General features: G+C 45.0%; 9 protein-coding genes. 3 read left to right on the top strand and 6 right to left on the bottom strand.

Annotated features, from left to right (window positions below; translation table 11 throughout):
• Positions 1-89: 89 nt before the first annotated feature.
• The 4 genes from CSW98_RS01640 to CSW98_RS01625 all read right to left on the bottom strand — a co-directional run bounded on the left by CSW98_RS01640 (position 90) and on the right by CSW98_RS01625 (position 9,812).
• Positions 90-8,435 (bottom strand): PLxRFG domain-containing protein, encoded by an 8,346-nt coding sequence (locus CSW98_RS01640; protein ID WP_100798702.1) that lies wholly within the window; start codon positions 8,433-8,435, stop codon positions 90-92.
• Positions 8,436-8,614: 179 nt separating this feature from the next.
• The gene (gene brnA, locus CSW98_RS01635; RefSeq protein WP_100798701.1) at positions 8,615-8,860 is read right to left on the bottom strand and encodes a type II toxin-antitoxin system BrnA family antitoxin; all 246 of its coding nucleotides are present in this window, start codon (positions 8,858-8,860) and stop codon (positions 8,615-8,617) included.
• A complete protein-coding gene (locus tag CSW98_RS01630; protein ID WP_100798700.1) occupies positions 8,847-9,113 on the bottom strand; it encodes a BrnT family toxin in 267 nt (88 codons plus the stop codon). The genes brnA and CSW98_RS01630 overlap by 14 nt, the downstream gene beginning before the upstream one ends.
• Before the next feature lie 96 nt (positions 9,114-9,209).
• On the bottom strand, positions 9,210-9,812 hold the full coding sequence (locus tag CSW98_RS01625) for a Rha family transcriptional regulator (protein ID WP_100798699.1): 603 nt from the start codon (positions 9,810-9,812) through the stop codon (positions 9,210-9,212).
• Positions 9,813-10,246: 434 nt separating this feature from the next.
• Here CSW98_RS01625 and CSW98_RS01620 point away from each other — a divergent pair, with 434 nt between their 5' ends.
• From CSW98_RS01620 to CSW98_RS01610, 3 genes are read left to right on the top strand one after another with little or no spacing between them, the layout of a single operon-like run.
• Positions 10,247-10,588: a DUF4258 domain-containing protein gene (locus CSW98_RS01620; RefSeq protein WP_100798698.1), complete on the top strand. Its 342-nt coding sequence runs from the start codon at positions 10,247-10,249 to the stop codon at positions 10,586-10,588.
• Between the two features lie 50 nt (positions 10,589-10,638).
• The gene (locus tag CSW98_RS01615; protein WP_100798697.1) at positions 10,639-11,088 is read left to right on the top strand and encodes a helix-turn-helix domain-containing protein; all 450 of its coding nucleotides are present in this window, start codon (positions 10,639-10,641) and stop codon (positions 11,086-11,088) included.
• Positions 11,089-11,114: 26 nt separating this feature from the next.
• Complete coding sequence (locus CSW98_RS01610; RefSeq protein ID WP_100798696.1) at positions 11,115-11,429, top strand: helix-turn-helix domain-containing protein; 315 nt, start codon at positions 11,115-11,117, stop codon at positions 11,427-11,429.
• Between the two features lie 30 nt (positions 11,430-11,459).
• Here the strand turns inward: CSW98_RS01610 and CSW98_RS01605 are convergent, their stop codons facing one another.
• Together CSW98_RS01605 and CSW98_RS01600 are read right to left on the bottom strand one after the other, a co-directional pair.
• Entirely contained in the window at positions 11,460-12,977 is a 1,518-nt protein-coding gene (locus tag CSW98_RS01605) for a hypothetical protein (protein WP_100798695.1), read from the bottom strand.
• The gene (locus CSW98_RS01600; protein ID WP_100798694.1) at positions 12,977-13,216 is read right to left on the bottom strand and encodes a bacteriocin; all 240 of its coding nucleotides are present in this window, start codon (positions 13,214-13,216) and stop codon (positions 12,977-12,979) included. Before CSW98_RS01600 ends, CSW98_RS01605 begins: the two co-directional genes overlap by 1 nt.
• Between the last annotated feature and the right edge of the window lies 1 nt (position 13,217).

Raw genomic sequence — 13,217 nt, 5'->3', positions numbered from 1 at the left:
CGCACGGGCAGAACCGATTTAGGGCAACCTGTCAGTTCTAGTCACATCGAGGAAACGAAACCGACAGATTACATTCAGACTAATTCATTTTACCAAACCACCTCACTCTCAAAATTTCTCAGGTTCTTATTCAGATTCACCCCGCTGGAACTTCTTTGACTGTACCGCTGACGAGTCTTTATCGACTGTTTAATTTTCTGAGACGTTAAAGCAAGCTTCGGATACTTCCGGTTAAATTTACCGATCGCTTTCTGGGTTTCCAGCATCAGGCCGGTATCTCGCTGCTTCCATGCCAGGTAATAGGCTTTCATCAGATTAGAGCGGCGATCCAATACATGTTGCTCATACTGCTTACGGGCATTGTTCAGCTGGTACTGTTTGGAAAGTTCATCCGGAGTCATACCCATTGCTTGCAAGCCGAGATCCAACGTTGAGAAATCCTCCGCTTCCCGGTACGCATCACCACGGCTGTTAAGCGCGCCCTCTTCCGCATAGCGGTAAGCTTTCATGCCATCCTTGAAGACTTTTGGAACCATACCCTCAATAGCCCGGTAATAATCTCCATCAGCCATTTTATCCTTAGCTATCATTGCTTGTACCAAGATACCGCCAAGAACTGGACCTGCTGCCTGCTTAGCATAAAAACTCCAAGTGTCTTCCCCTTCCATATCCCGGTTAGCATCCCTAAGCCACATACCATCCAGCGAAATACGTGGAGACAAGCCAGCGCCGCCGGCACCATAGATGATCTTGTCTGCCATATCAGAGCCGAATACATCCGCCAGATAAGTTTTAAATTCGGTTTCGGCATCATACGGCTCGTCATCATCACCAAAGACAGCATTCAAGCCATTAGCAACACCGTAAATCAGGCTAAGTGGTAAAGCAGAGATCCCAGCCAATAGAGCTGTGACACCAAGCGTACCAATAAGCTGTTTTCTGGCTCCTGAGCGTTCCTTCTCGTCCATACCTTTCATAGACAGATAAGCATTACGCATCAGGTAATAGGTCATATTCTGGCTGTATTGCTTAAACTGAGTAGCCACCTTCATGGTCGGTGACTGCATGTAGCGCGCACGGTTCACGTTGGTATAGTCAAAATGAGCATCCCAGGTCATTTTCTCTGCGTACTGAACCGCTTCGTTATGGGGCGTGCCATTTTTACGAGCAAGGCGATAACCGGCCAGAGCAGTAGTTTCCCGGTTAAAGACTTCGGCTTTATGGAACAATGCCGACATCCAGCCGGAAAACTTCTCGTATGCCGGGTTGTATTTCCAATTTTGCCCTTCCGCCATTCCCGCCAGATCATGGGCATTTGTAGCATCCAATAAGCCGCTGTCGTACCAGTGATCAAATGCCGCCAGTTCATCCAGATTTGTTAGCTTACTCTTGATGCTACCTTTAGCATGAATAAATTCCATGGTCGCTTTACCCAGTTCCCGGCTTGCTGCCGCGAATCCGAATTTACTGCCGATCATAGGAAGAGCGACGACAAAGTTCTGAGTAGTGTTAATTGCCGCTGCAGCAGGAGAGAAGCCGAGCATATACAGGAACCCGAGAGAGGTGATTTTCTGAGCCCCTGAAGAATGCTTAGGATTCATCACCCATTCATGACGCTTCATCAACTCATTAGAATACCGGGAAGCTTGGTTATCACCACTTTTACCTGCAGTTTTTGCAGTCTCGCTGGCTAACCGGGTAAGTTCATCAGCGTACTCCAAACGAGCTAACTGGTAAGAACCTTTCACCATGTTCTCGGCCAGTGCACGTAAAGCATCATTACTCCACCCTTTCACTTTCTGACGGTGCATGAACTGCTTACGCATAGAGCGGCTAGGCAATGCCTGCAGGTACATCTGATAAATGGCGTCTTTCAGTTCCGCCTTTTTCACCTCGTTCAGCTTGGCTTCTTCAACCTTACTCATCAGATCAACCACAAAGCCTAAGCTTGCACCTTCCATTCTTGGGTCTTTATCCAGCTTATATCCAGAGAACACATCATAACCCTGAGATTCCAGTTTCTTTTTGGCTTCTTGCTGCTGCTTCTCGCTTTCATACATCATGAATCGTTTTTCGCCGTTCTCGTCAGCGACACTGATCCAGTAATCACCAAAACGGGATAGTGGGAAATAAGGGGCCATCACTTCCTGGAGCTCAAACTGAGATTTCATATCAGCGATACGCGTCCTTTTAATGCGACCATCAACAGCAGCATTACTGATCTGCTCTTCCAGTAATCGTTTATACAGATCATGCCGCTCTTTGTATTTATCACGCATTGCCCGGTAATGTTGCTTGGCTTCTTCAGGCAATTTATCAAACCGCTTTTTAAGTTGAGCATGCTTCTTTTTCCGATTGGGCTCAGCCTTCAGCATATTCGTAAGCTCTTTCAGTTCAGCCATTTGTTCATTGGTTTTATGGCTTCCCTGATTCACCAGTTCTAAATGCTGGATCCGTTTTTCTATTGTCTCTTTTGCTGACTTAAACGGCTGCTCGGGATCTACCCCTTCGACCGTCGCCAGATGAGCAATATCAAACATTTCATCCGCATGCTTCCGGTTTTTTGCCGCCCATTTGCGAATACCATCAGCCATATCATGGGCATCAAAGGCCAGCTGGTTTCGGCGGGTAAGCATTAGATGAACTGTATCCACATACTGGCTCAGCTGTGGCAACTTATCTTTTGCCAGATCGGCTAATTGACGAAGGGTAATCGCCCCTAAACCAATATCCCCACGGATTGCACCACCAACCTTAGACTCTTTCAGTCGATTCATTCCCCGGGAAATAGCATTCAAAACACCGGTGAACCGCTCGTGTGGTGTATCCTGAGCCAGTGCTTCGTCCAGTGTCATTTTCCGGGTTTTGGAAAATTTTATATCACCGTCTGAGTTGTTGATTTTTTTAGCGGCACTGCTTATATTTGAAGTGTCAGGTTCAGCCCCCATGCTTGGGATTATGGGTCCTTGTGTGAGTAGGCGCGGCCCCGAACTGTCGTCATCTGAGTCTGATAAACCTTCAGCTTCCGCAACTCTGCTAGTATTGTTACGGGTTCTAGGGGAAGTAGGCAATGGCCCTGAACTGTTGTCACCGGAAGCTGATAACTCCCTCTCAAAAGAATGATCGTAGTAAAACTTTCCGTCCGGCATTTCCCTTACATCGACAACAACGTCATGCGTGTTTCCATTTACCTCGTACTTAATACCAAAGTAGTGATGAGCTTTTACATTGGCGTTGCCCTTATTGTCTGACTCGGTTCCCAGATAGCTTGAATCTTCAATTATTTTATCCAGGAATTTCATAGAGGAAAGCAAGTCATCAAACGCCTTTCTGGCTGTCGTGTGTTTGACCCCTTTACGACCAACTGTTATCTCAAAACCACTATCTTTGTTGATATATAAGCCTGCATGCTTAAAACCTTGCTGCTGAGCGTATAAACGCTTCTCTTTAATAGTCTGCCCTTTAATCGGCTCTCCTTTAATCACCTTTACATCATCCGGAACCCGAGAGGATTTAGAAAACTTCGCCTGAGACAACTTAGTTGATGAATTAGGTTTAGGGTTCTGAGCTGGATCTAACCAATGTTCAACCGCTTTTGTTCGGTCAGTCAGGGTTTTAATGATGTTATTCAGTTCAGCTTTCGTCATATCTGACGGCTTCATCAGGCCGACTTTACGCAGAGCATGAGCAATCATCTCAACAATACCATCAAACCATTGCTGAACCCGGGTTCGCTCTGATTCGGCTGCATACGCCAAAACTTCTTCTACCTGGTCAATCGGACTGGCCTGTCCGTAATGCGTGCCTATGTGCTCCCACAGCTCTTTCAGATAAGGGGAATTCCTGCCACGATAAATACGAGTCAGAATATTTTGATACTCACTGTCTCCCACCACGGCTTTCAGTCCATGGTGAACCAGAATTTCATGACGCAGCTTTTTACGCAGTTCTTTAGGGTTCGCAATGTTATCTGCTACCACAACCACTTCACCGGTGGAATCTCTATAAAGTGCATGTACAACACTGCCATCAAACTGCATACCCATGATTCCTTCGGCTTCCGCTTGCGTTTTTACGACTGTGACTTTTACGCCGGCTCCGCCTTTGTAGTCCCTCAGCCATTGATCTGCTGCAAGTTTGGCTCCCTTCAGAGTCATGCCTGTTGATGGTTTATCATGGGTAACTGATTCTCGGGAGAATAAAGCAATCCCTTTATCTGTTGGTTTGGTCTCCAGAACAGTGAACAAATTTTCAAAAGCTGGGAAAATAATTTCTTTATCTGAAACCGTTGGATAGGGATAAGGATGAATACTATCTTCAAGCTCATTTAGCGCATTCCAACCTTCCTCAGATGTAATATTAGCTAAATAGTCATTGCTCATGTCCTGCTTATATAATTGATCGATGATGTAACTTTCAAAAGAACGTGCCCCCAGTTCTACAACTTCAGAGTAATACTGCTTACTCTTTGTTTTATCCAGTTCCCGGCTGCGCGATTCCAAATCACTATTAACCAACACCTTTGAAAGTTCTTTAAAAGCATTTTGAACCTGCTCTCGCTGTCCGGTTCGTTTTATATAAGGAGATTCAGAGATGAATGAATCCGATGGGCCACCACTTCGACCAAAGTAATGGTCTAATGCATGAAACCACTCATGAGCCAGACTGCCTGCCCCTGCTTTTTTGGTTAAGTTGATAACCACTTTACCCGGTTCATAATGCGCTGATGCAGGATCTTTCCCACCTTTACCACGAGCACCAAATGCCAGCCCAAGCTCACCGTTAAGAGAAATTGCCTTTGGCGGGATCCCAAGAATTTCAGCTAAATCCATCAACCCGTCATACGCATCATTCAGATCACGCTGGCGCTTACCTTGTTCAACCCAATTGCCAAACTCTACCCCTCTGAAACCAAATTCTTTTGCAAATAAATCCGGAGTAACATTACCGTTATATCGACTTGGACCAACCCTAACTGAATTACTTTCTCTACGCAGGTTAGGTATTCTCTTCAACTTAGCCAGCCGATCTTCTACCTTATCCCGGTGTATGTTCAGATAATCACGCGCGATCTTGGATGTGTCGAAGTTCTGAATACGAAGAACACCTTTACTTCCCTTCCAACCCAAAAACACCTGTTTAGTATGGCGATCCTGATATACCCCGATATTGGATTGTTTTTCTTTCACGCCATTCTGGTTCAAATCAGCGATCAAGTTATCCAACGTCTGCTGTACATCATTCAGATTTTCGCTAGCTGTAGAGGTCTGCTCTTTTCCTTTATACGAAATATGATAGAAAGTTTTGGATGGACTGTAGCGTTTTCCCCCAAACATAGAATAACTTCCGGACGTTATCCGGTAATTAGACGCTTCTTTCAATACCGATAGATCTGCTTTAGCTAGACTGGGTAATGTTCTCAGAATATCCTGACTGGATTCACGGTAGGCAACATACTTTTGAGATAAGTCTTCTATTCGCTTAGAACCATCCAGCAACCCAGCCACAAACTCTTTTACACCATTAGTATGATTCACCCACACACCAAGCCGATGAGCCACTCTTGGTTTTGTTGGTAAAGAATTTCGCAGTACAGCAATAAGTGCGGCTGTATCCTTGCTCAGACCATTATCAACGAGCTTTTTGTAATCCGGTTCAGGGAATGATTTACTCAGCGGAACATCACCTGTGTTTTCCATATGAGAAAGAACTGCAGCATAATCAGCCCAAACGTCTTTTCTCGCATCTCCAATTTTCTCGCCAAAATCTTCAATTTTCTGTTCAGGCTCTCTAATTTGTGAGGGTTCTTCTGACTTTGACTCTTCACTCACCGCCCGCTTCGCTCTCAAGTTTTCATCCAGTGCTGCAGTCTTACCAATAAACTTATTCGCCAGATTACGAATACTGTTTGCCATCTGGCCTTTCACTTTTGGTAAAGAAATCTGTTGCCCATCCATTTCAAGCACTGTACCGGCACTTTTATTCAGAGTTTCATCTACTCGCTTAATGGAATCAGTGATCAGACTTTCCGCGAACTGTTTCGCCTCCGGAGAGGAAATCTTTTCTTCAAACAATGCCTGAGCTGATTTTCTACGCTGAATGTTTTCCGGATTTTTCGCCTCTCGCTCCGCCTGAATTCTTGCCTCATTCTGATAAGCCTGTAGGCGTTTTTCACTGTTACGGAACTCATCCAGTACCGTTTCTGTATCGAAGCCTTTTGAACGTTGAATTTTCCGGCGTAAGCGTTTCGTCATACCGGTTTTGATGGGGTGATTAGTCCGTTCTTGTTGGCGATTTGCAGCGTGAGATTTGAGATCATCGATCTGGCTTCTCGTCAGGCGACCTTCTGAGGCTCTTTTTGTGTCTTCATCTTCAATAAGAACTGTACCCGCTGGGGCATGTTGATTTTCAATACCGGAGGCAAACGGCTCATTCACTGAACGCTCTTTCCCTGCATCCCGATAAAACGCACTGGTATGCTCCTGATTTTGCTGCCACTTAAAGCCATTCTTAACCCGTTCAGTTTCCGGCTGGGATTCGTAATCGCCACGATGAACCCGTTCCCGATTGGCCGCTGTTCTTAGTTCCAGTTCACGCTCACTATCAGGATCAGTGACTGGCTGCGTATTCGTATCTTGGGAACTAACAGAGTTGATCACCATTTGAAGTGCATGAATAGCCCGTTCCTGACTAAATCGCCCCTCTCTTCTTCCTTGTGCTACCTGCAGAACGGCCGCTGGGCTAATTTCCATTGCCTTTTGCAACCCTTCAGCAAAACGAGCATTCCGCTGAGCCTCTTCGTCTGCAAATCCAAGTTCTCCACGGCTAATCGCATCAGAAAGCTGCTGCTTCTGAACCTGTTGTTCAGGATCATCCTGTTGTGAATTATTACTATCGACATTCAGCGGCTCCTGCTTTTGACTCTGTTCTGGTTCTGTCTCCGGAGCCACCCCCCAGTAGTTATCCACGATCTGCTTAGCGTTTTGCCGTACCGCTTCCAAAACATCAGGCTGAAGGTTGTCCGGATTCGTCAGGGTATCTGCATACCGGGCAAGATCTTGTCTTGCCTGCCTTGCCCGTTCATCACTTCGATCCTGAGTTTTTAATTCTTCAATGGCTTTATTTAGATCAGTTACTAATGCTGCCGGTTTAGCAGAGCTGAAAGGCTGGTAATCATCTTGAGGTTGTTCTGCTTGTTGAGCTGGCAATGGCGTTTCGGTAAGCGCTTCGACTTGAGTTTTTATAGGCTGTTCTGGTATAGGGTCAACATGACCTTGTACCGGCTCAACTTCTGGTTCTTCTGATTCCTGAGTATCGTTATTCTCTGGTTCTTCAGTTACATTGTCACTCTTACCGCGCATCCCACCGACAGCACCCGGTACCGAACCGGTTAACGCACCAATTGCCGCACCTTCCAGAGCATTTTTTGCCGCTCCTTCCCATGGATCACGATTCGTACCGGCAACCTCATTCATGGCAACATTAGTACCATACGTCTGACCGACATTTTCCAACGCTTCAGTGCTGGCCTCAGTTAATGCTCCCTTGCCTGCACCTTTCAATATGCCTTTACTGGCTTTTCCGGCCACAGCGCCAAAAAGCAATTTATCACCGTATGCACCGGCAATAGACGCAGCAATGGTAGCTGGATCACCCATAATAGTTTTACTGACAAAGTTAGCTGTTTCTTCTTTAGCAAGATTCACCATTTCCGTACTGCTCATCCCCTGATTGTTAGGATCATTCACAATACGGCTTAACGAATTCTGAAAATGCTCGGAATTATCGGCCAGCCAACCGGCATCCATATCCAAAACCTGCTGGCGACCATCCTGCATAGCACTACCATGAGAGCCAGCAATAAAGGTGCCTGTTGCCGCCGTTTCCCCAAGAATAGAGGCCGTCCTTGAGGCAACCTGCTCAGCGACAAGCTTAGACGCTCCCCGCTTTAACATGGAAGAGGCAACCATTCTGGTTACACTGCCAGCTGCACCACCGGGGATCATACCGCCAGCAAGAGAACCGATTCCCTGAGCAAACTTCATTGCCCAGACATCAATATCACCAGCACCCTGACCGACACCTAATTTGCCATCTTTTTCAGTAAACAGTTCTGCACTCAAAGCGGCTTTACCGTCATCAGTCATGGAATCGACCAGGTAATCCGACCCGGACTGAGCCACATCACGCAATCCCTCGCCATAGCCCGTTAATTGCTCGGACAGTTCCCCCAATCCGGAAACCATACCAAGCGCCCCGACGCCGACAGACTTTACAAAATCTCCGCCTGTAATATCGTAATCTTTAGCCGGGGCTTTAAGTGTTTGCCGTTTTTGGTACTCCTGTTCAAAATTATCAGGAAGATCAAAGCTCATATCTGTCTGAGCACTAACAGTAGCGTTAGGGTTTTCACCAAGTAATGCGTTATCTTGCATTGGTTATTCTCCGAAGAATAGGCATAAAAAAAGGCCGCGTCCCGAAGGAGCGGCCTGTAAGCAGAGTTATTCAATGATGGGACAATATACCCCCAGTTTTCGGCAAAAAGCAATTCTGAGTAAATTACTTTTCTATTGCGTCTCACACTGGAAACCCCTTTAAATTCTTCGTGTACCTTTTATCTCAGACTTGAATGATGGGATACACTTTCTAACCTTTCTGCCAGCCAAATTTTAATGATTGACTGACGGGTTACGCCAATACGACTTGCTTCTCTATCAAGAGATTCAAGCATCCAAGCTGGAAAATCCACATTGACTCTTTTTTGCTTATGCATTGGTCTTTTGGCTTGCGACAGATCTAAGTCCATTACCACATCATCGTCGTCACTTTCAAACTTGGCATCAAATTCATGCGCTTTCATAAAGACTTACCTCCGTTTTCCGTGAGCGTCGAACAGAGATGATCCTGATATTTGTGTCTCGGTAGGTTATTACTCCTGACCAATGCTTACCGTTTAGTAAGCCAACGACCAAATATCTTGGTTCATCACTAGTGTTAGCAGGAATCTCGATAAGGTCTGAATCATTCCACAACCCTTGAGCTGTATGGAAATCAATACCGTGTTTTTCGAGATTACTTCTACTTTTGTTTTCATCAAACTCAAATTTAATCATGAGTAAAAATTACACCCTTTTTACTCATTAGGCAAATTCTGTTTGTTGATGAAACCCCACCGAAAAGGCAGGGTTCAGATTCAAGCAAAGCGGGTATCAGTTTAATCTGGCAAATGCCTGAGCCAGTTCAGCCAGTCTACGACTTGAACATTGTGCCAGTTGAGCCATTTCTTCTATTGAGAATAAGCCCGGTTCATTTAACAGAGCGCAGAGGCGATTTTTCGTTACGATGAAAGCATCGTCCGGGATAGGACTGGAATTCACCACATGACCGTTTTCAATCGTTAGCGCAACTCGGGTAGAGTAACTGAGGGGCTGAGATGGCGATGGTAATTCAGCGGCTTTTTTGTTGAGTTGATCTGCCATTTGATTAAAGGCATTAATATAAGCTTCTTTAACTAGTGCAGCTCGCTTTCCGGTGAAGCCCATCACCAAAAATATAAACCCGTCTTTGGTCATTTGGTAGAAAGGCTGAATCTTTCCATTTTGTAAGTCATTGTTTTTATGGCAAACCGCAAAATTGCGGGCTGTGAAATCAGGGGTGCAGGCCAAGTTTTTTATCTTCTCAAGTACGTGGTCGTGGCGCTTACCAAAATACTTAGCTACGTGGAATGAATCAGTTACTAACTCATTAGTTTGAGATATAAAAACTAGGTCTGACGTTTTTGCAGATGTAATGGAAATTGAAGTTGTATTCATGGTTGACCCCTTAGATTATTTTGAGATCACCACACACGAAGACCAATTCAATGGGTGGTGAACTGAACGAGGTTGGTCTTGCCGCTCTAAGGAAACGGTGCACTTTCGTGCCCTCATCCAGTCCACCATAAGACTTATTCTGCAGTCCCGAAAATTCGGGTTTGCTTTAGTTTCAACAAGTTACTTATTCTGAACTTGGATTTTACGCATAAAAAAACCAACACTTAGTTGGCGACACGCGCCTTAGAACTTGCGGGAGACCAATCCCGGCACTGGATTTTGCCAGTGCCTTTGTAGAATAAGGTGCGTGTTGGTAGTTTGTCAATGGGTTGGATAATTTATATCAAATTGATATGTTTTTATTGACGAATTCTCATATATCGTTCATCCTTATATCAAAATGATACAAATACAAAGCTAGGCAAAGTCACTGAATGAGTAAATCAGAACCTTTAACGATTGCTGAGTTTCCGTTAACAGCCAAGTCCGCTAAACGAATTCTTCGGGATCTGGCAGAAAACCACACAGGAAGAGTGAAGTTTTCTAAACACGCAAGGGAAAGGCTTGAAGAAAGAGATATTACCATTCAACAGGTCTTGTGTGTGTTAAAAAGTACATCCAATCGCTTTCATGAAGGTCCATACCAGACGGAAAGAGGCGATTGGAAAATGAACGTTGAAGGCATTGCCTCTGGAGAATCAATCAGAGTGCCTTTAACACTCAAGCGTCACGAAGATGACCCGCAAATTTTTATAATTACAGTTATAAATATATAAACATAATTATTACAAATACTTAACAGGTTATATAGGATTGGAGTACAACAATGAATGCATTATACCACTACAAAGAGTGTGGTTTACCCAATGTGCATCTAAAGAATGGCTACACTCTGGAAATTATCGATGGTGAAGAATACCTAAGCATTGATGATATGAATGGCTTGCATATTGCCATTGCTATTCAGCTTGTAGAAAAAAACCAGCCACTAACAGGAAGCGAATTTAAGTTTTTACGTCAACACTTCAACCATTCAAGACGAGTGCTTGGAGAGCTGCTCGGCGTTGACCAGCAAACAGTTGGTCGCTGGGAGAAAGGTGAAACCTCAATCCCTAAAAACGTTGATGCGACAATGAGACAACTATTCCTTGAGTCTATCGATGAAGACAGTAATTTAGGCCTACTACTTCAAAAGTTAGCTAATGCCGAAGCTGAAGTCCTGATGATTGATATAGTTCTCGAAGAACGAGACAACCACTGGCTTAAAGCTATATAAGAATTGGATTTATGAAGAATGGCGTAATGAGCAATCGTGACCTGTTTGCTGAGCTAAGCTCATCGCTTGCTGAAGCCAAGCAACACTCTGAAGGTAAACTGACGCTTAAAACTCATAAAGCGGATGAAATTAAAGAACTGAATATTTCGCCAAAAGAGATTTTAAATATTCGTGAAACATTAAATATATCTCGTGGTGTTTTTGCGAACCTACTTCACACCTCAGCGAGAACGTTAGAGAACTGGGAACAGGGCCGCAGTGCACCTAACGGGCAAGCAATAACCCTGCTAAAACTCGTTCAGCGACACCCAGAAACTCTTTCCCATATCGCTGAATTATAAAAAACAAGCCCTCTTCAGGGCTTGTTCTAATCAATATCCATAAGGCTTCACGCCTCTGTTCCCATTCCCTCCGAGATGATTAATGTCATTAACGACATCATTCAGACCGTATTGCCCTAAGTTAGAGCCGGCAACGACTTGATAAGGATTGGGCTCTTCACGTTTTCCAGGCGGAATATAATCAGGCTCTTTTTTAAATCTGGCAACCAGTCCATTGTCCACATTTTTGTTTGCTTTCATTGTTAACGCTGCATCGTATCTTGATTGCAGTTCATCCGGTGTTAAAGAACGGACATCCATCCCCTGAGCCTGTAATGCTTTGGCAAAGGCGAGCTTTTTCTGATCACCGTTTGCCCATGTAGGTACACTGGTTTGGGCTGAATGATGACTGCCCGTATCATCAGACGAAGATCCAGATAACTGACGCGTTAAGGTCTGCTTTGATTGTTCAAACTGTGCATTAATTTGCTGAACGGTTGACTGATATTGCTCATCAGACAAGACAGATTTGTCCAGCTTTCCGATTGCCTTAGCTTTTTCCGTTTCCAGATCAATTAACGCATCATCCAGCTTATTTTCACTATCCTTATTCTTTGTACCAAACAGCTGCTGATAAGCCTTTGATGTGGAGGCTTGTCGGCGTAATCCAAGTTGAGTGGTAATATCCTGCATCGCTGTTTCAAGCGGAATGACTTTAACCGTATCGTTTGGATCCGTACTACGGTTATTGGTGATCGGTTTTGCCACCCATTTACCATCACCGTAGTTCACCAGTGTGGTCAACACAATTCCCGGCTGATCACCTGGTATATCGGGATTAATATCCTGAGCCAGATGCACACTGCCAAGCTTGGCGTCTTTGATGGTTTTACCGGTAATGGGATCCTGCTGCCCGACTGCGCCTTTGATCTGATTCTGGTACATCACGCCAAGTGCATCTACAAATTCAGGGTCTTCATAACTGCCATTACCCTTTACGATCTGAGGCAGTTTTTCTTCAATAGTATCAAATGCGGCATTCACTTTTTTATCCAGATAACGCCGTGGATCATAAGCCCCACCCTTAATATTAGGATTATCGAAAATATCATCGAACTCACCGGTTTCATTAGATCTCTTCCACATTTGCTGAATAAGAGGCAAGTTTTCAGAGATGTAGTTCTTTTTCTTGCTCTGAGTGAAGTTGTAGTTATTCATCTCAATTGTGGATTCACTTGCTTTCAACTGAGCATCGCGTAGCTTTAATGTGGCCTCTGACTCTTTTTTTGCCCGTTCATCAGCATCCGCCAGACGACCACCAGTCCGCTGCCCATCCTCACCAACCGTACCGTAATCGTATTCAAATTTAGCCTTATCCTGCGCAGATCGTTCAGCAGCCAGCCTCATTTGCTGGTCGGCCTGTTTTAGCCCCATTTCATGACTGGCCTTAGCCATCTTCATCCGTTCATCAGCCTGACGCAATGATGTCTCCCGGGCATAATGCCTGTCCATAAGGTCATATCCGCGAAGCGCCCCGTCCATAAACCCGCGTGTATCTAATCCACTCATTAGAATAACTCCCCTGCAATAAGTCCTACCCCGGCACCGATGACGGCTCCCCATGGACCACCGACTGATGCACCAATACTCGCGCCAGCCCCAACAGCACCCATCGTCTGCTGCTGTTCTGCGGCTTTCAGCTTTTCATTATTGGCTTCCCGTTCCGTCTCCCGGACAGCGGCATCCCGCAGCCCCTGCATAGCATTTTTCTTTGTGTCGTTTGCCAGACTTAATAAACTGTATGACATA

Source organism: Vibrio sp. HA2012, assembly GCF_002812955.1.
Lineage (GTDB): Bacteria > Pseudomonadota > Gammaproteobacteria > Enterobacterales > Vibrionaceae > Vibrio.
The sequence above is the reverse complement of the archived record's forward strand: the minus strand, read 5'-3'. Positions and strand labels throughout refer to the sequence as shown.

Excerpts from the sequence above, each read along its gene's own strand:
- CSW98_RS01640 (WP_100798702.1), bottom strand. The coding sequence starts at position 8,435 with ATGCAAGATAACGCATTACTTGGTGAAAACCCTAACGCTACTGTTAGT.
- brnA (WP_100798701.1), bottom strand. The coding sequence starts at position 8,860 with ATGAAAGCGCATGAATTTGATGCCAAGTTTGAAAGTGACGACGATGAT.
- CSW98_RS01630 (WP_100798700.1), bottom strand. The coding sequence starts at position 9,113 with ATGATTAAATTTGAGTTTGATGAAAACAAAAGTAGAAGTAATCTCGAA.
- CSW98_RS01625 (WP_100798699.1), bottom strand. The coding sequence starts at position 9,812 with ATGAATACAACTTCAATTTCCATTACATCTGCAAAAACGTCAGACCTA.
- CSW98_RS01620 (WP_100798698.1), top strand. The coding sequence starts at position 10,247 with ATGAGTAAATCAGAACCTTTAACGATTGCTGAGTTTCCGTTAACAGCC.
- CSW98_RS01615 (WP_100798697.1), top strand. The coding sequence starts at position 10,639 with ATGAATGCATTATACCACTACAAAGAGTGTGGTTTACCCAATGTGCAT.
- CSW98_RS01610 (WP_100798696.1), top strand. The coding sequence starts at position 11,115 with ATGAGCAATCGTGACCTGTTTGCTGAGCTAAGCTCATCGCTTGCTGAA.
- CSW98_RS01605 (WP_100798695.1), bottom strand. The coding sequence starts at position 12,977 with ATGAGTGGATTAGATACACGCGGGTTTATGGACGGGGCGCTTCGCGGA.
- CSW98_RS01600 (WP_100798694.1), bottom strand. The coding sequence starts at position 13,216 with ATGTCATACAGTTTATTAAGTCTGGCAAACGACACAAAGAAAAATGCT.